This window comes from Psychrobacter sp. 1Y6 (genome assembly GCF_052258385.2).
Classification (GTDB): domain Bacteria; phylum Pseudomonadota; class Gammaproteobacteria; order Pseudomonadales; family Moraxellaceae; genus Psychrobacter.
The window spans coordinates 295,961-316,942 of sequence record NZ_JBQQEW020000001.1; the positions used below are offsets into that span (position 1 = coordinate 295,961).

16 protein-coding genes, 2 tRNA genes and 3 rRNA genes are annotated in these 20,982 nt (G+C 43.8%); 15 read left to right on the plus strand and 6 right to left on the minus strand.

Going from position 1 to position 20,982, the window contains the following annotated elements:
* Positions 1-115 precede the first annotated feature (115 nt).
* Positions 116-1,330, plus strand: a complete 1,215-nt coding sequence (tyrS, locus tag ACTXGF_RS14875; protein ID WP_443534926.1) for a tyrosine--tRNA ligase — start codon at positions 116-118, stop codon at positions 1,328-1,330.
* A 98-nt stretch (positions 1,331-1,428) separates the two neighbouring features.
* Positions 1,429-1,656 (plus strand): DUF1653 domain-containing protein, encoded by a 228-nt coding sequence (locus tag ACTXGF_RS14880; RefSeq protein ID WP_201572033.1) that lies wholly within the window; start codon positions 1,429-1,431, stop codon positions 1,654-1,656.
* Between the two features lie 86 nt (positions 1,657-1,742).
* Here the strand turns inward: ACTXGF_RS14880 and ACTXGF_RS14885 are convergent, their stop codons facing one another.
* Positions 1,743-2,711, minus strand: coding sequence for an alpha/beta fold hydrolase (locus ACTXGF_RS14885; RefSeq protein ID WP_443534924.1), 969 nt, complete (start codon positions 2,709-2,711; stop codon positions 1,743-1,745).
* A gap of 222 nt (positions 2,712-2,933) precedes the next feature.
* On the opposite strand from ACTXGF_RS14885, the gene ACTXGF_RS14890 reads away from it, so the two are divergent.
* Positions 2,934-3,614: a hypothetical protein gene (locus ACTXGF_RS14890; protein ID WP_443534922.1), complete on the plus strand. Its 681-nt coding sequence runs from the start codon at positions 2,934-2,936 to the stop codon at positions 3,612-3,614.
* A 69-nt stretch (positions 3,615-3,683) separates the two neighbouring features.
* Here the strand turns inward: ACTXGF_RS14890 and ACTXGF_RS14895 are convergent, their stop codons facing one another.
* Entirely contained in the window at positions 3,684-4,433 is a 750-nt protein-coding gene (locus ACTXGF_RS14895; RefSeq protein WP_443534920.1) for an SDR family NAD(P)-dependent oxidoreductase, read from the minus strand.
* A 73-nt stretch (positions 4,434-4,506) separates the two neighbouring features.
* A complete protein-coding gene (upp, locus tag ACTXGF_RS14900; protein WP_057761878.1) occupies positions 4,507-5,166 on the minus strand; it encodes a uracil phosphoribosyltransferase in 660 nt (219 codons plus the stop codon).
* Positions 5,167-5,524: 358 nt separating this feature from the next.
* Here upp and ACTXGF_RS14905 point away from each other — a divergent pair, with 358 nt between their 5' ends.
* From ACTXGF_RS14905 to ACTXGF_RS14960, 12 genes are all read left to right on the plus strand, one after another.
* Positions 5,525-6,214, plus strand: a complete 690-nt coding sequence (locus ACTXGF_RS14905) for a uracil-DNA glycosylase family protein (protein ID WP_443534918.1) — start codon at positions 5,525-5,527, stop codon at positions 6,212-6,214.
* 683 nt (positions 6,215-6,897) lie between these two features.
* Positions 6,898-8,436, plus strand: a 16S ribosomal RNA gene (locus tag ACTXGF_RS14910).
* A 75-nt stretch (positions 8,437-8,511) separates the two neighbouring features.
* A tRNA-Ile gene (locus tag ACTXGF_RS14915) sits at positions 8,512-8,588 on the plus strand.
* A gap of 9 nt (positions 8,589-8,597) precedes the next feature.
* Positions 8,598-8,673, plus strand: a tRNA-Ala gene (locus ACTXGF_RS14920).
* 347 nt (positions 8,674-9,020) lie between these two features.
* A 23S ribosomal RNA gene (locus tag ACTXGF_RS14925) occupies positions 9,021-11,876 on the plus strand.
* Between the two features lie 184 nt (positions 11,877-12,060).
* Positions 12,061-12,174: ribosomal RNA gene (rrf, locus tag ACTXGF_RS14930) — 5S ribosomal RNA — on the plus strand.
* The 16S, 23S and 5S rRNA genes sit together here with 2 tRNA genes alongside, the layout of an rRNA operon.
* A 235-nt stretch (positions 12,175-12,409) precedes the next feature.
* Positions 12,410-12,757 (plus strand): hypothetical protein, encoded by a 348-nt coding sequence (locus ACTXGF_RS14935; RefSeq protein WP_443535569.1) that lies wholly within the window; start codon positions 12,410-12,412, stop codon positions 12,755-12,757.
* 381 nt (positions 12,758-13,138) lie between these two features.
* Entirely contained in the window at positions 13,139-14,197 is a 1,059-nt protein-coding gene (locus tag ACTXGF_RS14940; RefSeq protein WP_443535567.1) for a TRAP transporter substrate-binding protein, read from the plus strand.
* A gap of 18 nt (positions 14,198-14,215) precedes the next feature.
* Entirely contained in the window at positions 14,216-14,743 is a 528-nt protein-coding gene (locus tag ACTXGF_RS14945) for a TRAP transporter small permease (protein ID WP_443535565.1), read from the plus strand.
* Positions 14,740-16,029: a TRAP transporter large permease gene (locus tag ACTXGF_RS14950; RefSeq protein ID WP_101204395.1), complete on the plus strand. Its 1,290-nt coding sequence runs from the start codon at positions 14,740-14,742 to the stop codon at positions 16,027-16,029. Before ACTXGF_RS14945 ends, ACTXGF_RS14950 begins: the two co-directional genes overlap by 4 nt.
* Before the next feature lie 234 nt (positions 16,030-16,263).
* Positions 16,264-17,316 (plus strand): 5'-nucleotidase, encoded by a 1,053-nt coding sequence (locus ACTXGF_RS14955; protein ID WP_443535563.1) that lies wholly within the window; start codon positions 16,264-16,266, stop codon positions 17,314-17,316.
* Between the two features lie 40 nt (positions 17,317-17,356).
* Entirely contained in the window at positions 17,357-17,962 is a 606-nt protein-coding gene (locus ACTXGF_RS14960; RefSeq protein ID WP_443535561.1) for a rhomboid family intramembrane serine protease, read from the plus strand.
* Between the two features lie 57 nt (positions 17,963-18,019).
* On the opposite strand, the gene ACTXGF_RS14965 is transcribed toward ACTXGF_RS14960, so the two are convergent.
* The 3 genes from ACTXGF_RS14965 to ACTXGF_RS14975 all read right to left on the minus strand — a co-directional run bounded on the left by ACTXGF_RS14965 (position 18,020) and on the right by ACTXGF_RS14975 (position 20,863).
* Positions 18,020-18,568 (minus strand): hypothetical protein, encoded by a 549-nt coding sequence (locus tag ACTXGF_RS14965; RefSeq protein WP_443535560.1) that lies wholly within the window; start codon positions 18,566-18,568, stop codon positions 18,020-18,022.
* Positions 18,569-18,729: 161 nt separating this feature from the next.
* The gene (locus ACTXGF_RS14970) at positions 18,730-20,598 is read right to left on the minus strand and encodes a sodium:solute symporter family protein (protein WP_443535559.1); all 1,869 of its coding nucleotides are present in this window, start codon (positions 20,596-20,598) and stop codon (positions 18,730-18,732) included.
* Between the two features lie 4 nt (positions 20,599-20,602).
* Positions 20,603-20,863, minus strand: a complete 261-nt coding sequence (locus ACTXGF_RS14975; RefSeq protein WP_443535557.1) for a DUF4212 domain-containing protein — start codon at positions 20,861-20,863, stop codon at positions 20,603-20,605.
* Between the last annotated feature and the right edge of the window lie 119 nt (positions 20,864-20,982).

Sequence of the window (20,982 nt, forward strand, 5' to 3'; positions counted from 1 at the left end):
ATCCGTCAAATTCTAGCATTTTTTCTGACCTTTTGAGGTTCTAAACTTCCTAAGGTGTTGAGCCAGTAACCGTCATTCATAAAAATCCCAATTAAAGTGATATATAGAGAGCATCATGACCAATCAAACTTACACCCTAGAAGAACAACTGGCCCTTATTCAGCGCGGTACGCAAGAGATATTATCTGAAGATGACTTAGTGGCTAAGCTAAAGCTCAATCGTCCATTACGTATCAAGGCTGGCTTTGATCCTACCGCACCAGATCTGCATTTGGGTCACACAGTATTGATCAATAAGCTTAAGCATTTTCAAGATTTGGGTCATGAGATTTATTTTTTAATCGGCGATTATACCGCCAAGATTGGTGACCCTTCTGGCAAAAACAGCACACGTCCACCGTTGACCGATGAGCAAATCAAAGCCAACGCAACGACTTATGCTGAGCAAGTATTCAAAATATTGGACAAAGAAAAGACTCACGTAGTCTTTAACTCTGAGTGGTTCAATGACATGAGCGCCGCTGATATGATTCAGCTAGCCAGTCAGCAAACCGTCTCGCGTATGCTTGAGCGTGATGATTTTTCAAAACGCTATGCATCACAAACGCCCATCTCAATCCATGAGTTTCTTTATCCGTTAGTACAAGGCTACGACTCTATCGCCCTAAAAGCCGATGTTGAGCTTGGTGGTACTGATCAGACCTTTAACTTGCTAATGGGTCGCACGTTGCAAGGACGCTATGGCCAAGAGCCGCAAGTTTGTATCACCGTGCCAATCTTAGAGGGGCTGGATGGTGTCAATAAAATGTCCAAATCACTGGGCAACTATGTCGCTATCTATGATGCACCAGGCACCATGTATCAAAAAATCCTGTCTATGCCGGACACACTAATCCATCGTTACTTTGAGTTCTTAAGCTTTAAGCCAATGGAAGAAGTCGAAGCTTTATTGGCGGAGATGAAAGAGGGTCGTAACCCACAAGAAATCAAACGTATCTTAGCTGAAGAATTAATCGAACGTTTCCATGATGTTGATGCAGCGGCAAATGCGCATAAATCTGCCGGTAACGTCTTAGCAGATGGCGAGCTACCAGTTGATTTGCCAGAAGTGACATTAACGCTTGAAGAAGGTCAAGAGGCCTTGTTTATCACACAGGTATTAAACCAAGCAGGTTTGACTAAAAATAGTGCAGCGGCAAAAGACATGATTAAGCGCAACGCAGTCAAAGTCGATGGCGAAGAGGTCAATGCTGGCTTTAGCTTGACCTCAGGTCAAACGGTCGTAATTCAAGCAGGCAAAAAGGCTTATGCGAAAGTGACAGTCGGTTAGATAATCTATAAAAATGATTAAAAGTGAGGTCGGCAGTCATTGTCGACCTTTTTTATGAAGCGATAATTAGTAGCCATTTTTAATAGTAGGAGTTTGCTATGACTAAAACCATCCACCAAGGCATTTACCGCCATTATAAAGGTAGCTTGTATCAAGTATTGCATACGGCGCAGCATTCAGAAACCGAAGAATCGCTAGTGGTATATCGTTGCTTATATGGTGAGTATGGCGTGTGGGTTCGCCCATTAGACATGTTCGCTGAGACAGTCACGGTTGATGGTAAGGAAATACCACGCTTTGAATTGATTAAACTATTGAATGATTAATACTTAGCCAATGATTTAGATTGAATTTAGCGCAAAAAAACGACCCGTTGAGGTCGTTTTTTTTGTGCATTATTAAAAACCCATCATTAAGCGTTCAGAAACTCTTTCAATACTTTATAAAAACTAACTGGTGCATCCATCGGTACAGCATGGCCCGATGTTGGCAAAATAATACTGTGCGCATTGGGCAGCAGAGTGGTCAAACGCTGTTGCCACTCTGCATTATATAACTGCGAGCGCGCACCAATCAGTAAGGTAGTCGGAATATTGACCGTTGGCAAAACGTCTCGATAATCGTAGGGCAGCGCAACATAAGCAGATAGGCAACGCAGTTTATGTTGCCAAGTCGCGTGTTCCATTAATGAGATTTTGTGCGGTGCCCGATAACTGAGGGCTTTTACTAATAATTGCGAAGGTTTGCGACTGACAGAGAGCAGAGAAAAAGAGCGCTCCATGTCTAATAAGCTTACTTTTAATTGATAGGGCAGGTGACGGAAGTCAACCACTTGCTCGGCTTGTAGATAAGGAGCAGTATCGGTAATTAGCTGTGTAAATTGCGCAAACAATTCGGTTTGTCGGGTACCAAATACACCGCCACCTTGCCAGTCTGGCTGATTATGAATAATCGGTGCTTGATCAATGTTCAGATAGTGACTCACGCGCTGAGTACCAAAGCGCTGAAAATATGCCCACATGACCAATGCCCCCATCGATATCGCGGCCACAGGAAAAGCCTCAACACCAGTTTCTTTGCTCACGTATTCAAACACACCTTGGGTATCCTGTGCATATTGCTCAATAAAATCAAACGTTGGTAAAGTCAGATGACTGGCCAAACCAAAACCTCTAAAATGCGGCAAGTAAAAGCAGTAGTGCTGAATGAGCGGTAAAATAAATGGCAAAAATTGCCTCGCATCCATACCAAAAGCGTGCATTAATAGGACAGGTTTACCTTTGCCGATGACAGAGACTGGCAGCAACGTTCCATCAGCTGTTTGGACAGTAATGGTCTTTAGCTGGTAGGGAGGAAGAAAGGGTATGAGGTCTTTTTTCATAGAGTGATATCTCTTTGATTTTTAAGCTGTCTCGGTCAATTTAGCTAAGAGAATATTGCGGTAGAGTACACCGCTACAAAACAGTTATACCGCGAATAAAAGACTGCTATATTAAAGCTATCACCTGACCATAGCATAGAATTTGGCTAAGGGTAAAAGTTAACAGTGAGACTATACCAGTGCTATGTAGGGGCTGAAAATTATCGTTGAGGATACAAGTGCATGAGTAGATCAACATTACCATTACTCGATAGTAGCCTATATCCACAAGTGTGGCAGCAGCAGACATTTGCCAGTCCGCAAGCGCTTTTACTGTCGATGTTATCTGCTACTTTGAGTAAGGATGTCACAATTGATGCTAGTGCTTTTACCAAGCAGTTATTGGCAGACGATGTCTATCAAGAATGGATTAACACCACGGTGTTTGGGCGTTATTTGCATCGTAACTTTACCGCATTTTATCAGCAGACAGAAGACAGTTTTAACACAGACATGCCCGCATTGTTCCGACAAGAACTAGTACGCCATGCGCAGTATTTACCATTAGGTCAGGTATTGTTTTTTGCAGGAGATATACTCAAAAATGTACGACAGACTAAGACGTTAACCACGACGGTAAATCCAGCGACTGCAATCATAAATGCTCAGACAATATCCCATAATCTGGCACAAAAGCTGTCCGTGAGTAATTCAAGGTTAATCATTAATCAGATAACCATCACTGGTAAGCAAGTATTGGGGTTTGCCATACGTCATAATAAGCGCACTAGTGAACGTCTGCGTAACGAAGTGCTGATTTTGGACTTTCAGAATTTGCGTTTGGTCAATGAGCAAGCTATTGAAGACATAAAAAAAAGCAATATAGATGACTCTATATTGCTTCGATCGTATGAGATACGCTAACAGGTTCGGTATTGATAAGTGATATATCGATAATCAATATCGATACTATAACTAGCCGAGCAGTTAATATTAACTTTGCTTGGCAATCGTCAGTCCATTATAAGTCTGGGCAACTGGCATTACTTCTAAACGGTTGACGTTAATATGAGCAGGTGATTCGATTAACCATAACAAAATATCACCGATATCTTCACCTGTCATGGTTTTAAAGCCATCATACACCTTTGCCGCTTTGTCATCGTCACCGTGATAGCGCACGTTTGAAAACTCAGTGCCAGCAACGTTGCCAGGTTCAAGATTGGTCACACGCACTTGAGTACCAATCAGATCCGCTCGCAAGTTTAAGCTGAACTGTTTTACAAATGCTTTAGTTGCGCCGTAAACATTGCCACCAAAGTAAGGCCAGCTACCAGCAATCGAACCGACATTGATGACATAACCACTGTCACGCTCAACCATCGCTGGCAAGACCGCATGGGTTAACGCCATCAAGCCCTTAACATTGGTATCAGTCATACGCATCCAGTCATCAAGACTGGCCTTGTGAGCAGGCTCTGTACCCAGTGCCAATCCTGCATTATTGACCAAGACATCGATTTGTTTAAAGTCATCAGGCAAGTCAGCAATGATTTGTGGGATAGAAGCTGTATCACTCACATCCATAACCACGGGTAAAAAAGCCTCACCTAAAATTTCTGCCAAAGCATTCAGTTTATCAAGGCGTCTGGCGCAACCAATCACGCGATGACCGTTAGCAACCAAACGCTCTGCCAACGCTTTACCAAACCCCGCGCTTGCTCCTGTAATCAATACATTCATGATCTGTCCTTATTATTGATACTGTCTGCTGTTGCCATAGTTTTGATGATGGCTTTGTTTACCCTAATGCGACTTATCTATTGGATAACTGCTTACCAAAGATTTTATCACCAGCATCGCCTAGACCTGGGATGATGTAGCCGTGCTCATCCAAATGGCTGTCTAATGCAGCGGTATAGATAGTCACGTCAGGATGCGCTTCGTTTACTAAACGTACACCTTCAGGTGCAGCCACCAATACCAATGCTTTAATATTAGTACAGCCATTTTTCTTTAGCATCTCGATGGTCGCAACCATTGATCCGCCTGTGGCTAGCATTGGATCAATGATCAGCGCAGGACGTTTGTCCATGTGACTGACAAATTTTTCAAAGAACGGTACTGGCTGCAACGTTTCTTCATCACGTTGTAGGCCGACCACAGAAATCTTAGCAGTAGGGATCAAGTCGAGCACCCCATCAAGCATACCGATACCTGCGCGTAAAATCGGTACGATCGTCGCCGTCTTACCGATGATTTGCTCACCAGTGATTTCGCCACACCAGCCTTCCATTGGGAAAGTTTCGATTTCAAAATCACGGCTTGCTTCATAAGCCATCAAGCGTGCAAGCTCTTTGGTCAATGTACGAAATTTATAAGTACTACAGTCTTTTTCGCGCATAAGGCTGAGTTTATGACGGACTAGTGGATGATCGATTACCGTAATTTTTAAATCGCTGTTTAAGTCACTCATAAGTACTCTCTTGGTTTCTTGTCTGATGCTTGCGCAGTTACTGCGGTTGCTATTAGTATAAAAGATACAAACACTTACCGCACTTTAACCATATCTTCAGCTTATAAATAGTAAAGTTAAATCCTTCACAATCAAGCTAATAAACTACTTTACGACAGTGCTCATTTATCGCAATGACAATATTTGCGTTCACAGCTGCCATCAAAGCCTAAGCAATTCAGGCTAAGTAAAATGATATCAGGCTATTTAAGTCAACTGATTGAACCGACTAATTTTGACTATATAACGTGATTATAAGTGAGGTAGTGTTTAGACTTGCTATGATACCAAAAAAACCGCTTTTCTGATGAAGAATATCATGACTATAAAAACACCAAGCACTCAAAAAACCACTGATACTGAATCGAAATTGTCTAATGACAAAGCCACAGAGCTTGAAACTCACCCCTTTGAGCCTGTCTTACCGCCCAATTCAACGGTCATGATGATGGGTACGTTTCCACCGACTGCTGATAAATGGGCAATGAGCTTTCATTATCCTAATTTTTATAATGATATGTGGCGGATATATGGCCGAGTGTTTTTTGACGATGCTGACTACTTTAGAATAGGCGATGAGAAGCGCTTTGACCCTGAGCGCATTCGAGATTTTATGTTTGAACGTGGCATTGCTTCTTGTCCGACAGTAAAGCAGGCCATTCGTGAGACGGGTAACGCTTCAGATAAAAATCTAACAGTAGTCACACCTGTTGATCTAGATGTTATCTTACCGCAAGTGCCAAAGGTAAAGTCATTATTTACGACAGGAGGCAAGGCGACCGAGGTACTGCTTGGGTTATTAGACGAGCCAATTGCCAAATCAAAACATCCAAAAACCAATCAAAGTATGGATTACCCTTATCAATGGCAAAGTACAGATAATCAGAAAGCTGATGTGAATAATCTAACCCTATATAGGTTACCGTCGACCTCACGTGCCTATCCGTTATCGTTGGATAAGAAAGTAGCGGCGTATAAAGCGTTTTTTGAAAAAATGGGTAAGTTATAAAGTGCAACTAGAGAAGTGGTTGCACTAATAGACGATAAAGCTCAGAGATAGTAAAAGGTATTTATCTAGTAAAGCTGAACGTTTTTGATGTTAGAAAGTACAGTAAATAGCACATTTATAATCAGTTTCTACACCTATTAAAATTAGTTAAATCATAACCCATTGAAAAAAATACAGATTTATTCATCTACTAAAATAAGATTAAAAACATTAATAAAACGGGTTGACACAAAAGATAAACCGTCTATAATACGCACCTCATCAAGACGAGCTGGAAGTAGCTAGTGTGTGATTACACATTAATAACCCAGTCAACTTGTTGAAACAAATTAAAAAAAGAAGTTGACAGACTATTAAAACATGATATGATGGTCAGCTCGCTAAATAGGATAAGCCACATTGGTTGACTTGTTTAGTTTGAAATACTAGCACTGGACGACAGTGTCAGACATTATTTAAAAGCATAACTAAAGAACAACTTGTGTGGATTTTTGCTGATTCAGAATGCTAAAAAATAAAGTTGACTATCTTTTCTTTTCGGGAAGATTATTAACTATAAAAATTATCATTTAAGACAGCAGAAAAACTCAAAGTTAATTCATTACGAACATAATTTTTAGCGATTTTGCCAGATTAGATGAGCCAAGTTTAGAAGCTTCTTTAAAGAGCTTCATAGCAAGATTAAACTGAAGAGTTTGATCATGGCTCAGATTGAACGCTGGCGGCAGGCTTAACACATGCAAGTCGAGCGGAAACGATGGTAGCTTGCTACCAGGCGTCGAGCGGCGGACGGGTGAGTAATACTTAGGAATCTACCTAGTAGTGGGGGATAGCACGGGGAAACTCGTATTAATACCGCATACGACCTACGGGAGAAAGGGGGCAGTTTACTGCTCTCGCTATTAGATGAGCCTAAGTCGGATTAGCTAGATGGTGGGGTAAAGGCCTACCATGGCGACGATCTGTAGCTGGTCTGAGAGGATGATCAGCCACACCGGGACTGAGACACGGCCCGGACTCCTACGGGAGGCAGCAGTGGGGAATATTGGACAATGGGGGAAACCCTGATCCAGCCATGCCGCGTGTGTGAAGAAGGCCTTTTGGTTGTAAAGCACTTTAAGCAGTGAAGAAGACTCTTCGGTTAATACCCGGAGACGATGACATTAGCTGCAGAATAAGCACCGGCTAACTCTGTGCCAGCAGCCGCGGTAATACAGAGGGTGCAAGCGTTAATCGGAATTACTGGGCGTAAAGCGAGCGTAGGTGGCTTGATAAGTCAGATGTGAAATCCCCGGGCTTAACCTGGGAACTGCATCTGAAACTGTTAGGCTAGAGTAGGTGAGAGGGAAGTAGAATTTCAGGTGTAGCGGTGAAATGCGTAGAGATCTGAAGGAATACCGATGGCGAAGGCAGCTTCCTGGCATCATACTGACACTGAGGCTCGAAAGCGTGGGTAGCAAACAGGATTAGATACCCTGGTAGTCCACGCCGTAAACGATGTCTACTAGTCGTTGGGTCCCTTGAGGACTTAGTGACGCAGCTAACGCAATAAGTAGACCGCCTGGGGAGTACGGCCGCAAGGTTAAAACTCAAATGAATTGACGGGGGCCCGCACAAGCGGTGGAGCATGTGGTTTAATTCGATGCAACGCGAAGAACCTTACCTGGTCTTGACATATCTAGAATCCTGCAGAGATGCGGGAGTGCCTTCGGGAATTAGAATACAGGTGCTGCATGGCTGTCGTCAGCTCGTGTCGTGAGATGTTGGGTTAAGTCCCGCAACGAGCGCAACCCTTGTCCTTAGTTACCAGCGGGTTAAGCCGGGAACTCTAAGGATACTGCCAGTGACAAACTGGAGGAAGGCGGGGACGACGTCAAGTCATCATGGCCCTTACGACCAGGGCTACACACGTGCTACAATGGTAGGTACAGAGGGCAGCTACACAGCGATGTGATGCGAATCTCAAAAAGCCTATCGTAGTCCAGATTGGAGTCTGCAACTCGACTCCATGAAGTAGGAATCGCTAGTAATCGCGGATCAGAATGCCGCGGTGAATACGTTCCCGGGCCTTGTACACACCGCCCGTCACACCATGGGAGTTGATTGCACCAGAAGTGGATAGCTTAACCTTCGGGGAGGCGTTCACCACGGTGTGGTTGATGACTGGGGTGAAGTCGTAACAAGGTAGCCGTAGGGGAACCTGCGGCTGGATCACCTCCTTATAGACGCATTCGGTCAGCAAGAATTCACAACAAGTTGTTCTTTAGTTTAAGCTTACGTTTTTAACAAACGTATTAGGGTCTGTAGCTCAGCTGGTTAGAGCACCGTGTTGATAACGCGGGGGTCGGTGGTTCAAGTCCACCTAGACCCACCATTTTACAATGGGGCCATAGCTCAGTTGGTAGAGCGCCTGCCTTGCACGCAGGAGGTCAACGGTTCGACTCCGTTTGGCTCCACCACTACTAAGACGGTTAAGTAAGCTTTAGATGCCAATAAATAAATAGGTATTAAATAGAAACAAGTGATTGTTAATGATTACTTCTTTCTGTTTTATACAGAATCTGTGACTCGACGAGAGCATAGAGACTATTTAAAAACATAGATATGAGTCTGGGTTAAGAAGAGCGTGTTCACGCGCACTTCTTAACCTTAATAACTCACCTCTTAACGACATCAGTTGTTATCCCAGGGGTGAGTTATTAAAAAAAGTAAAGAGAACTGAATCAAGCGTATAAACATAGGTGATATCGTTATCATAATTAGATTGTATGACACTTAGAAGTCGAAAGACTACTTGGGGTTGTATGGTCAAGTAATGAAGCGCACATGGTGGATGCCTTGGCAGTCAGAGGCGATGAAAGACGTGACAGCCTGCGATAAGCTTCGGGGAGGCGGCAATATCCTGTGATCCGGAGATTTCTGAATGGGGAAACCCACTTACCATAAGGTAGGTATCCTAATTTATTAGGAAGCGAACGAGGGGAAGTGAAACATCTCAGTACCCTTAGGAATAGACATCAATTGAGATTCCCCTAGTAGCGGCGAGCGAACGGGGAGAAGCCGATTAATTCTAATGTAGAAGAACAGCGTGGGAAAGCTGACCGTAGTAGGTGATAGTCCTGTATTCGAAACATTAGAGTTAACATATTAAGTAGAGCGGGGCACGAGAAATCCTGTTTGAAGATGGGGGGACCATCCTCCAAGGCTAAATACTCCTGACTGACCGATAGTGAACCAGTACCGTGAGGGAAAGGCGAAAAGAACCCCTGTGAGGGGAGTGAAATAGAACCTGAAACCGTGTGCGTACAAGCAGTGGGAGCCCACTTGTTGGGTGACCGCGTACCTTTTGTATAATGGGTCAGCGACTTATATTCTGTAGCAAGGTTAACCGTTTAGGGGAGCCGTAGGGAAACCGAGTCTTAATAGGGCGTTTAGTTGCAGGGTATAGACCCGAAACCGAGTGATCTATCCATGAGCAGGTTGAAAGTGCCGTAACAGGCACCGGAGGACCGAACCCACTGTCGTTGAAAAGCCAGGGGATGACTTGTGGATAGGGGTGAAAGGCTAATCAAACTCGGTGATAGCTGGTTCTCCCCGAAAGCTATTTAGGTAGCGCCTCGGACGAACACCATTGGGGGTAGAGCACTGTTTCGGCTAGGGGGTCATACCGACTTACCAAACCGATGCAAACTCCGAATACCGATGAGTGATATCCGGGAGACACACGGTGGGTGCTAACGTCCATCGTGGAGAGGGAAACAACCCAGACCGCCAGCTAAGGCCCCAAATTCCTAGTTAAGTGGGAAACGAGGTGGGAAGGCATAGACAGCTAGGAGGTTGGCTTAGAAGCAGCCATCCTTTAAAGAAAGCGTAATAGCTCACTAGTCGAGTCGGCCCGCGCGGAAGATGTAACGGGGCTCAAACTAGGAGCCGAAGCTGCGGATTTGAATTTGTTTTCAAGTGGTAGGGGAGCGTTGTGTAAGCCTGTGAAGGTGTGTTGTAAAGCATGCTGGAGGTATCACAAGAGCGAATGCTGACGTGAGTAACGATAATGCGAGTGAAAAGCTCGCACGCCGGAAGATCAAGGGTTCCAGTCCAACGTTAATCGGGGCTGGGTGAGTCGACCCCTAAGGCGAGGCCGAAAGGCGTAGTCGATGGGAAATCGGTTAATATTCCGATACTTGTTTATAATGCGATGGAGGGACGGAGAAGGTTATGTCAGCCTGGCGTTGGTTGTCCAGGTGAAAGGATGTAGGTTTATAGCTTAGGTAAATCCGGGCTATTCTATACCGAGATCTGATAGCAAGCTGTACTTGTACAGCGAAGTGGCAAATACCATGCTTCCAGGAAAAGCTTCTAAGCAATAGTTATAAACGAATCGTACCCTAAACCGACACAGGTGATCAGGTAGAGAATACCAAGGCGCTTGAGAGAACTCTGCTGAAGGAACTAGGCAAAATGGTACCGTAACTTCGGGAGAAGGTACGCTGTTGATGGTGATAGGACTTGCTCCTTGAGCTGTTGGCAGTCGCAGATACCAGGCTGCTGCAACTGTTTATTAAAAACACAGCACTCTGCAAACACGAAAGTGGACGTATAGGGTGTGATGTCTGCCCGGTGCTGGAAGGTTAATTGATGGGGTTAGCGTAAGCGAAGCTCTTGATCGAAGCCCCAGTAAACGGCGGCCGTAACTATAACGGTCCTAAGGTAGCGAAATTCCTTGTCGGGTAAGTTCCGACCTGCACGAATGACATAATGATGGCAGCGCTGTCTCCAGCAGAGACTCAGTGAAATCGAAATCGCAGTGAAGATGCTGTGTACCCGCGGCTAGACGGAAAGACCCCGTGAACCTTTACTACAGCTTTACATTGAACTTTGACCTGACTTGTGCAGGATAGGTGGGAGGCTTTGAAGCCGAGACGCTAGTCTCGGTGGAGCCAATCTTGAAATACCACCCTGGTCATGTTGGGGTTCTAACTCAGGTATAACAATACCGAGGACAATGTATGGTGGGTAGTTTGACTGGGGCGGTCTCCTCCTAAAGAGTAACGGAGGAGTACGAAGGTGCGCTCAGACCGGTCGGAAATCGGTCGTAGAGTATAAAGGCAAAAGCGCGCTTAACTGCGAGACCCACAAGTCGAGCAGGTACGAAAGTAGGTCTTAGTGATCCGGTGGTTCTGTATGGAAGGGCCATCGCTCAACGGATAAAAGGTACTCTGGGGATAACAGGCTGATACCGCCCAAGAGTTCATATCGACGGCGGTGTTTGGCACCTCGATGTCGGCTCATCTCATCCTAGGGCTGAAGCAGGTCCTAAGGGTATGGCTGTTCGCCATTTAAAGAGGTACGCGAGCTGGGTTTAGAACGTCGTGAGACAGTTCGGTCCCTATCTACCGTGGGCGTTGGAAATTTGAGAGGATCTGCTCCTAGTACGAGAGGACCAGAGTGGACGAACCTCTGGTGTTCGGGTTGTCACGCCAGTGGCATTGCCCGGTAGCTACGTTCGGATGGGATAACCGCTGAAAGCATCTAAGCGGGAAGCCCACCTCAAGATTAGATTTCCCTAAAGAGCCGTTCAAGACTAGGACGTTGATAGGCAGGGTGTGGAAGCGCAGCGATGCGTGTAGCTAACCTGTACTAATTGCTCGTTTGGCTTGACCATACAACACCCAAGTGGTTTGTATACAAGTCTAATTAATCTATCTTGTATAGCTCAGGCTATAGAATAAGAAAGAATATTTCGATATCACCTTTAACCTTGATTCAGTTAGGTTACAAGTTGATCGACAACAAGCTCAAACTTGATGTCAATAAAAACAATAACAGACTCATATCTAACCCCCTTTGCTGACGACAATAGCGCGATGGCCCCACCTGATCCCTTCCCGAACTCAGAAGTGAAACATCGTAGCGCCAATGGTAGTGTGGTTCGCCCATGTGAGAGTAGGTCATCGTCAGCTCTCTATTCCTGATTATCCCCCGACTAGTTATCTAGCCGGGGGATTTTCTTTGCGCGCAGTTTGGTGACAGTGCTTGATGTAAGAAATTTTAGCGCTAGATGCTTCGGTCAAGAACTCAAACTTTCCTATGTACCATTTTGATGTGATATTATTTATTCACTTCTAGAATCTAGAATCTAGAATCTAGAATCTAGAATCTAGAATCTACAATCTCTCATTTATTTTGGAGCACATTATGGGCGTTTCACTCTACTATACTGCTGAACGTTCTACTCTCTTGACTCAACAGGAGCAAGAAAAGGTTGCATCAATAGTCGATAAATATAATGAAAATTTTGAGCATGCAGATGATGCAGAGACTTTTGATCTCTATGCATACGATGATAGTGAGTCAGAGGTCATATTAGCAGGAGCTACAAAGTTACCTGTTAGTCTAGATGTAGAAGATCTTATATATACCTTAGAGCATTGGCTACAGTGTTTGACTAAGATTCGCCTTGCGGTAACTGATGCAGAATGGCATGTGCATCTAGATGATAACGATGCTGTATGGGTAGATGATAAGTGGCAGATGGAAGAATAGTGCTTCACCACTATTATGATTTGTATAACTGCCTAGAGCAGCTTCTATGAATTCATATAGTATCTATATAAAAGAGCTCTCAACTGGATAACAGTCTGAGAGCTTTTTTATGAGGAATTATTTTATTCTGCTTACTTTCTATTATTATTTATGTAGACAATTCAAGTATTAGAAATATATCTATAATATGAATATATCCTTCATAATCTGCTCAAAATGATTTGACTTCTATCATTATAGCTGCTAATTTTAAACAGTACTTTTATTACAGGTGTGTAAAAAATATATCTAAACCTTGTAGACAATTTAATCTAGGATGAATCAAATTGTCTGCTCGTAATACCTTACTCCTATTCTCATAATTATCAAAAGGAATTGATAATGAAATTAGCTCCTCTTTTTTCAATTGGTGCTTTAGCCGCTATTAGTCTTCTTGGCTGTTCTAACCAATCTGCTGATACGACTGATAGCTCATCAGCGACTTCTCAAGAAACTACCGTGCTACGGTTTTCGCATTTTTGGCCTGCAACCTCATCTATCAGTAAAGAAGTCTTTGAGCCTTGGGCGAAACAGATAGAAACAGATTCTGACGGCCGTCTAAAAGTTGAACTGTATCCATCAGCAGGCCTTGCTAAAGCAGACGTTACTTATGAATCTGCTGCTAAAGGTACGATCGATATCGGTTCACAAGCGCATGGTTATACCAATGGTCGCTTTCCTTTGACTCAGATTACTGAGCTTCCAGGTTTATCAAATTCAGCCACTCAAATGGGTTGTATGCTCCAGACTCTTTATGATGATGGTACGCTAGCTAGTGAATATGAAGATACTCATTTATTATTTATGTACGGGGCTGGACCTGGGGCGCTTCATACAACTGATAAGCTAATTCGAACACCTGAAGACATGAAAGGTATGCGTATTCGCCGTCCTTCAGCTGTTGCTGGTGATATTATTGAAAGCGCTGGTGCTTCGCCAGTAGGTTTACCTGCTAATGATATGTATACCTCGTTACAGCGCGGCGTTGTTGATGGTTTGAGTTTCCCTTGGGAAGCAGTAACAGCATTTAAAATTGATGAGATTACCAAGTATCATACCAATATTCCTTTCTATAGCTCAGCGCTTATGGTCACGATGAATAAGGACAAATATGACAATTTACCTGATGATCTAAAACAAGTTTTGGATAAAAACTCAGGGATGGCATTAGCTAATAAGGTCGGTGAAGTGTTTGATAAACATGACCAAATGGCAATTCAAGCTGCTAAAGATAAAGGTGATGAAATTGTCGAGATTCCTGATCCATTAAATGATCCAGACTGGAAAGGGCCACTTGAAAGAGGAACACAAAAATATCTAAAGGATGTTAATACTTTGGGTTTGGATGCTGATAGTGTCTATGAAAAAGCAAAAGCTGCCAGTGCTGCCTGTAAGGTCTAACCTAATTGGAGGTGTCACATGGCATTTTTAGTCAAGCTCAGCGTCTTAATCTCTAGATTATGCCAGTTTATCGGTGGGGTCAGTCTCATCATCATCGTACTAACCACCATGCTCGACGTCGTCGCACGCTACATATTCAAACTCACCGGCGGTGAGTTTGGCTTTACTGTCAAAGGCAGTGTAGAGATTGTCTCCTACTTCATGCTATTTGCATTACTCGCTGCCTTTGCCGCGTTTGTCGAACGCTCACAAATCATCGTCGACGTCTTCACCCAGAAAATACCCCAGTCTATCAAAGGCTACCTTATGGGTATCTTTATGATGGGCTTCTTTATTATCGGCATCGTCTTCTCATGGGGACTCTACGAGAGCGCCATTGACGCCTTAGAGTATGGCAAAGTTACCCAAGATCTTCGAATATCTATGATGCCTATCTATATGGTTAGTGCTTTCTTAAGCATCCTACTCGCCATTCGCTCATTGATCGAATCCATCAACATCTTTAAGACAGGCGAATTCTTTGACGCTGAGGAGACAGGCGCATGAGTCCAGAAATTATCGGTGCGATTGGCCTAGTTGTCATGATCCTGCTTGTCGTCTTACGAGTACCCGTCGCACTTGCCATGTTAGGGGTAGGCTTAGTCGGTTTTGGTGCGGTCACCGCGCCTAGTGGTGCTCTGCAAATGCTCAAAGACATTCCCGTTGATGTCTTAGCAAAGTATGACTTTAGTGCGATTCCCTTATTTATTCTCATGGGCGTGTTTGCTACTCACTCAGGTATGGCAGGTAAACTCTTTGAAGCCACCCGAACCATATTTGGCGGGGTAAGGGGGAGTCTTGGTATTGCTGGTATTGGTTCATCCGGTATCTTTGCCTCTATCTCAGGCTCATCACTTGCTACTGCCTCTACCATGACCAAAGTGGCCTTACCGCAAATGGAGAAGTACGGTTATCAGCCAGGCTTTGCCTGCGGTATCTTAGCCGCTGGTGGTACGCTTGGTATTATGATTCCGCCCAGTATTGCCTTACTGGTCTATGCCATCTTAACCCAGCAGTCGGTAGGTGACATGTTCATCGCTGGTTTCTTACCGGGTATGCTCGGTATGGTGATGTACTCACTCACGGTCATGGTGATGGTACGCTGGAAACCGCACTTGGCAAAACGTGGTGAGAAAACCACGTGGAAAGCCAAGCTACTGTCATTAACTGGCCTAATACCATTTAGCTTTATCTTTATTGTGATTATTGCCGGTATCTTCTTTGGGTTATTTACCCCAACAGAGGGCGCGGCAGTAGGGGCGTTTGTCTCATGGGCTTATGCCTTTGCTAAAGGCATGCGTTTAGATGGTCTTAAGCAGTCACTGATTGAGACACTAGCACTCTCTGCAGTGGTGTTCTTTATGCTACTGGGTGCAGAGGCACTAGGTTATTTTATCTCAGTCTCACGCTTGTCTTATACCTTGGCATCTTGGATCGGTGGGCTGGCGGTCAGTCCAATGATAGTGCTGATCTGTATTCTGTTCATGTACTTCCTATTGGGATTGTTCATGGATGCCTTAGCGATGCTAGTAATCACCATACCTGTGGTATATCCCATCATTCTAGCGTTAGGATTTGATCCGGTCTGGTTTGGCATCATTGCGGTATTGACGGTGGAGCTTGGTTTGATTACGCCGCCGATGGGGATGAATATCTTTGTGATTAAGGCGATGGCACCGCACATTAAGCTGAGTGATATGTTCCGAGGGGTGGCACCATTCATTGTCTCTGATGTGATTCGTTTGGTTATCTTGGTGATGTTCCCTGCCATCTCGCTTGTGCTGCTCGGGTAGGCTGAATCTAAACCTTAGCTTATAGAGTTATTGTATGAAGCCATATTGCTAATAAAGCAGTATGGCTTTTTTATTGGCTGATATTTTGACTAAGAATTAAGAGAAGGATATTTTAGAAACTAACAATCTGTGACGCTGGATGATGATAACTTTTCTTAGTGTTATAAAGGCCTGTGAATGTAGTAAACTGGTTTTCATTCATTTTCCTATATAACTTTATAAGTAGAGATAGTCATGGCTGTCGATTTTAGTAATACGCTTATCGTCGCAATTTCTGCGACGGCACTTTTTGATTTGACTGAATCGGAAAACTATTTGCTAGAGCTGCTAGAGCAACGACCTACAAGTGCTATAAAAGAATTTAGGGAGTACATGACCGAGCGTGAAAATGATCCCTTGAATATTGGTGCAGGTTATCCGCTAATTAAAGCGTTACTAAACCTAAATAAGTATTCTGATAATAGTGACGGACAAGATTCAGATATTGAAACACCATTGGTCGAAGTCGTTATCGTGTCAAAAAGTAGTCCAGACACTGGTATTCAGGTGCTTAATGCAATTCTAGAACATGGTATCAATATCTCCCGTTCTGCTTTTGTTTCAGGTAGCCCAGTAGCGCCTTATATTAAAGACTTCAACGTTGATCTGTTCTTGACCACTAATCGTGAGGATGCTCAGCAAGTTACGGATGCTAATATCTGTGCCTGTGCCATATTAGATGCGACGCCTGTGAATACTTATGAGCTGGATACTGAGCAGCTGCGCATTGCCTTTGATGGGGATGCGGTGCTTTTTGATGACTCAGGTGAATTGCTATACAAACAAAAAGGGCTGCGAGCCTTTCATGATCGTGAAGTACAAATGCGTGATTTGCCGATTGAAAAAGGTCCTTATGCTGAATTGTTGATTAAATTATCAAATTTGCAAGAGCGCCTACCTGCTGGTTTAAAATACTCGCCAATAAAAATTGCGCTGGTGACGGCGCGCAATGCACCAGCTGACTTACGTGCTATCAAGACGTTGCGAGAGTGGGGCGTGAACGTTGATATGGCGTTTTTTTTGGGAGGGTTGGAGAAAACAGCGGTACTCAGAACATTTGCGCCGCATATCTTCTTTGATGATTCAATCAAGCACATTGATGCAGCACGTCGCTTTATTCCTACAGCCTTGGTTCCGTATCATTCGACATCGTTATTACATGGTGACAACTATCTCACTGTTGATGAAGACGCATCATTATTATCGTTCAAACCTGCTGTGCACCCACTATTTGCTGTAAATCATTAAGTAGGCATAAAAAATCTAGGTAATAAGGATAGGACGGTATATGAATTGGCAGCAGTTGCTTCACTTAATTGTCGTACGGATAAAGCAGGTCATCGGACTTTATGCTTTTGTACTTATACCGATGTGGGGCATGTTTTTTCTAAATGAAGTGGCCTTATTTGGTATGTGGAACATCTTTGGTATCGTACCGCGTGCTTTAGATGTGGGTAGTATGATAGGGGTGTTTGCTTCATGGACCATGCATGGCAATTTGTCGCATTTGACTGGCAATACAGTGACGCTATTACAGATTTTGTTTTTGTTTGGACTGTTTGAGAAGAATGCTTATCGCACGGTAATTAAACTGGTGGTCGCCTCAGGACTGGTCACTTGGATTATTGGGTCGCCATCTTCTATTCATATTGGTGCATCAGGGCTTTGCTTTGCAATGTTAGGTTATATGATAGGCGGGGCAATATTTGCGCGGCGTTGGGGTTATCTGATTGCTTGTATTGTCATGGGAACTGGCTATTGGTTGACTATCAAGCAAGGGTTGATGCCGCAACAAGGCATCTCGTTTGCGGCACATTTTGGTGGTTTGTGTGCTGGGCTATTGCTGGGCGCCAATTCAAAGCATACTTATTCAGCTGCTTCTCAACGCTATTAAAAGCGAAGTACTATCAGTGTTTAATAAACCAGCATCGTTGTACTAAGCGTTATTGGATTAGACGTTTGTATCAGTACAGATTTTGATAAATAAAGGATCATCTGTAGTCAGCTCTCGCCATGCAGTGGTTTGCTTTACGTGTTCATCAACCGTAAGCTTGCTGTCTTTTTCTGGTATAACGTAATCTGCACGCGCAGGAACACTGCAATCGATAACTTGTGGAACTTTCTCTACACTTCTTCGTCTTTCAAATAAATATAAATTGAATAAATATATATTTGGGTTGTCTACTTGCACACTAGCATTTCCAGTATCGGCAGCGATAAAACGTAATGTTTGTGGTTTAGCATAAGACCATGGACGGAACCATTCCGTGCTTTCTGCTGTTTTGACAACTTCTACGCCTTCTGGCAGATCTCGCACTTGTTGACCATACCAGCTGTATTCCTGGTTTATCTGAAATGCAAACATCCCAATAGCAGCAAATAAGGGAATCAGCCATTTAGGTGCACGTTTGCCTGCCAGTTTGCTGAGGTGAGTTATGATAAGTGCTAGTCCAGCCATACCAAATGCGGCAGCGATGGTAGCGATAAACTCAAAAAGCATAAAATATTCCTTAATGCGTTTGATGTGTCTAATTGAACCTATTAGATAAAGTAAAAATCTAAAATTTAGTTATTATAGCTATAGGATAAAAAAATCACCCACAAGCAGCTACTGCCTGTGAGTGATATATAGTAACAGAAGATATATCATCAGTTGTGAGCTTAGTGGTCGACTGCACCGCCAGCGCCACGTGGAGAACGTACGCTCTCAACCAGCTCTTGAATATGTGCTGGTGGTGGCGCAGTAGCATAAGATACAGCGAATGCTACGATGAAGTTAAGCAATGCACCAACTGCACCAAATGATAGTGGTGAGATACCAAATAACCAGTACTCTGCTGTATCAGGGAAGTTAGCAGTACCACTGATGAAGAACCAACCTTTGAACATAAAGATATAGACAAGAACGACTATTAAACCAGTCAACATACCGGCGATCGCGCCAAGATTGTTGATGCGTTTAGAGAAAATACCCATCATTAACACAGGGAACAATGAAGAGGCAGCAATACCGAAGGCCAGTGCTACGACCTGTGCGGCAAACCCTGGCGGATTCATACCTAAGTAAGTTGCTACTACAATCGCAATACCCATAGTGATACGAGCATATTTTAGCTCTTGTTTATCAGTGATATTTGGGTTTAAGTTACGTTTGATCAAGTCATGACTGATGGCTGATGAGATAGCGAGCAATAGGCCAGCAGCAGTTGATAGTGCAGCAGCGAGACCACCTGCGGCGATCAAACCAATTACCCAAGATGGCAGTTGTGCAATCTCTGGGTTAGCCAATACCAAGATATCAGCATTGACGTCGAGCTCGTTACCTGCCCATCCAGCGTTAGCAAAACGACCATCAAGTTCGAGGTCATGTGCAATACGAGCGGTTTCTACCGCTGCAGTTGCTGCAGCAACATCGCCACCGTCAGTTTGAGCAGTATTAAGGGCGATCTGAGCAGCACCTAACCCACTATCACTGTACAACTGAATACGACCATCATTGTTTAGATCGTTATACTTGATAAGACCTGTTTCTTCCCATGTCATCATCCAGTCTGGACGTTGATCATATTCTAGAGGCGCTTCTGCAACCCCTTGTGGGTAAACGGTGTCAATTAGGTTTAGACGAGCCATAGCACCTACTGCTGGAGCAGTAAAGTATAGTAGCGAGATAAATACCAGTGTCCAACCTGCTGTCCAACGTGCATCAGCCACTTTAGGTACAGTGAAAAAACGAATGATAACGTGTGGTAGACCTGCTGTACCGATCATTAGCGTCAAGGTAAATAGCACCATGTTTAGCTTGTTAGGAACATCAGCCGTATAAGAGGCAAATCCTAAGTCAGTCACAACTTGGTTAAGCTTAGTCAAAATAGGGACACCTGATTCGACATGGTTTGAAAACAAACCAAGGCCTGGAATCGGGTTACCTGTCAACTCAAGTGAAATAAAGACAGCAGGAATAGTATAGGCAATCATCAGAACCACATACTGTGCAACCTGCGTATAGGTAATCCCTTTCATACCACCAAGTACGGCATAGAAGAAGACAACAATAGCCGCAATGATAAGACCAGTACTGCTCTCAACTTCTAAGAAGCGCGAGAATGCAACACCAGCACCGGTCATCTGACCGATAACGTAAGTGGTCGATGCGGTAATCAAACAGACCACAGCAATCATAGCAGCCGTTTTTGAGTAAAAACGATCGCCGATAAAATCAGGAACCGTGAACTTACCGAACTTACGTAAATAAGGCGCTAAAAGCATCGCTAGCAGAACATAACCGCCAGTCCAACCCATCAAATAGGTAGAAGCGCCATAACCACTAGCAGCAATAAGACCTGCCATTGAGATAAATGACGCCGCACTCATCCAGTCAGCAGCTGTTGCCATACCGTTAACGACCGGATGGACACCACCACCAGCAACATAAAATTCACTGGTTGAACCAGCACGAGCCCAAATCGCGATACCGAAATAGAGAGCGAAGGATAGACCCACAAAAATAAGATTAATTACAAATTGACTCATGGGGCTATTCCTCGTCTACGCCATATTGTTTATCTAACTTATTCATACGCCAAGCGTAAAAGAAAATTAGGATGATAAATATACCAATGGATCCTTGCTGAGCAAACCAAAAGCCCAGATCAGTACCACCGATTTTGATACCAGCTAACAATGGACGAAACAAGATACCAAAGCCATATGAGCATAGCGCCCAAACAACCAAGCTGCCGAGAATGAGACGAATATTGGCGCGCCAATATCCAGATGGATCGTTTTGGTTTTCCATAGGACAACTCCTTTTGTCTTACCTAAAAAATATCAACCATATAAAAAGAACTGCGATTATTTCTTACCACGAAAAGTATAAAAAATAGTCAGGTACTGCTTTATATAGTGAAAACGATG

What these genes read in the sequence shown, in the direction of transcription:
- tyrS (WP_443534926.1), top strand. Translation starts at nt 116, where the DNA reads ATGACCAATCAAACTTACACCCTAGAAGAACAACTGGCCCTTATTCAG.
- ACTXGF_RS14880 (WP_201572033.1), top strand. Translation starts at nt 1,429, where the DNA reads ATGACTAAAACCATCCACCAAGGCATTTACCGCCATTATAAAGGTAGC.
- ACTXGF_RS14885 (WP_443534924.1), bottom strand. Translation starts at nt 2,711, where the DNA reads ATGAAAAAAGACCTCATACCCTTTCTTCCTCCCTACCAGCTAAAGACC.
- ACTXGF_RS14890 (WP_443534922.1), top strand. Translation starts at nt 2,934, where the DNA reads ATGAGTAGATCAACATTACCATTACTCGATAGTAGCCTATATCCACAA.
- ACTXGF_RS14895 (WP_443534920.1), bottom strand. Translation starts at nt 4,433, where the DNA reads ATGAATGTATTGATTACAGGAGCAAGCGCGGGGTTTGGTAAAGCGTTG.
- upp (WP_057761878.1), bottom strand. Translation starts at nt 5,166, where the DNA reads ATGAGTGACTTAAACAGCGATTTAAAAATTACGGTAATCGATCATCCA.
- ACTXGF_RS14905 (WP_443534918.1), top strand. Translation starts at nt 5,525, where the DNA reads ATGACTATAAAAACACCAAGCACTCAAAAAACCACTGATACTGAATCG.
- ACTXGF_RS14935 (WP_443535569.1), top strand. Translation starts at nt 12,410, where the DNA reads ATGGGCGTTTCACTCTACTATACTGCTGAACGTTCTACTCTCTTGACT.
- ACTXGF_RS14940 (WP_443535567.1), top strand. Translation starts at nt 13,139, where the DNA reads ATGAAATTAGCTCCTCTTTTTTCAATTGGTGCTTTAGCCGCTATTAGT.
- ACTXGF_RS14945 (WP_443535565.1), top strand. Translation starts at nt 14,216, where the DNA reads ATGGCATTTTTAGTCAAGCTCAGCGTCTTAATCTCTAGATTATGCCAG.
- ACTXGF_RS14950 (WP_101204395.1), top strand. Translation starts at nt 14,740, where the DNA reads ATGAGTCCAGAAATTATCGGTGCGATTGGCCTAGTTGTCATGATCCTG.
- ACTXGF_RS14955 (WP_443535563.1), top strand. Translation starts at nt 16,264, where the DNA reads ATGGCTGTCGATTTTAGTAATACGCTTATCGTCGCAATTTCTGCGACG.
- ACTXGF_RS14960 (WP_443535561.1), top strand. Translation starts at nt 17,357, where the DNA reads ATGAATTGGCAGCAGTTGCTTCACTTAATTGTCGTACGGATAAAGCAG.
- ACTXGF_RS14965 (WP_443535560.1), bottom strand. Translation starts at nt 18,568, where the DNA reads ATGCTTTTTGAGTTTATCGCTACCATCGCTGCCGCATTTGGTATGGCT.
- ACTXGF_RS14970 (WP_443535559.1), bottom strand. Translation starts at nt 20,598, where the DNA reads ATGAGTCAATTTGTAATTAATCTTATTTTTGTGGGTCTATCCTTCGCT.
- ACTXGF_RS14975 (WP_443535557.1), bottom strand. Translation starts at nt 20,863, where the DNA reads ATGGAAAACCAAAACGATCCATCTGGATATTGGCGCGCCAATATTCGT.